1 pseudogene is annotated in these 377 nt (G+C 62.6%); it reads left to right on the plus strand.

Annotated elements, in window-relative coordinates:
• Positions 1-127: 127 nt before the first annotated feature.
• Positions 128-377, plus strand: a pseudogene (locus EOB49_RS34865) (4-(cytidine 5'-diphospho)-2-C-methyl-D-erythritol kinase); the annotation flags it as partial.

The following is a 377-nucleotide window of genomic DNA, read 5'->3' on the forward strand; positions in this document are numbered from 1 at the left end:
GCGTGACCGCCAAGGTGCGGCGCACAGAAAAGCAGACGGCCAACGGCGCGATCGGCACTTTGGTCAAGGATCCGAAGACCGGCGAATACCGGCTGGCCAAGGACTGAGCATCATCCCGCAGACGATTGTGGACACCGACATCGGGTCGCGTAGCTGGCACGCACACGCCAAAATCAATCTTGCGCTGCATGTCACCGGCAGGCGCCCTGACGGCTATCATCTGATCGAAAGCCTGGCGGTGTTCACGCGTTTTGGCGACAGGGTCGAAATCGCGCCCGCCGACAGCGATGAATTTACCGTGTCCGGCCGTTACGCTCCGGCCGTTCCTCTCGACGCCAGCAATCTGGTGCTCAAGGCGCGCGATGCCCTGCGGCAGA

The organism is Mesorhizobium sp. M7A.F.Ca.MR.148.00.0.0 (assembly GCF_003997735.1).
Classification (GTDB): Bacteria; Pseudomonadota; Alphaproteobacteria; order Rhizobiales; family Rhizobiaceae; genus Mesorhizobium.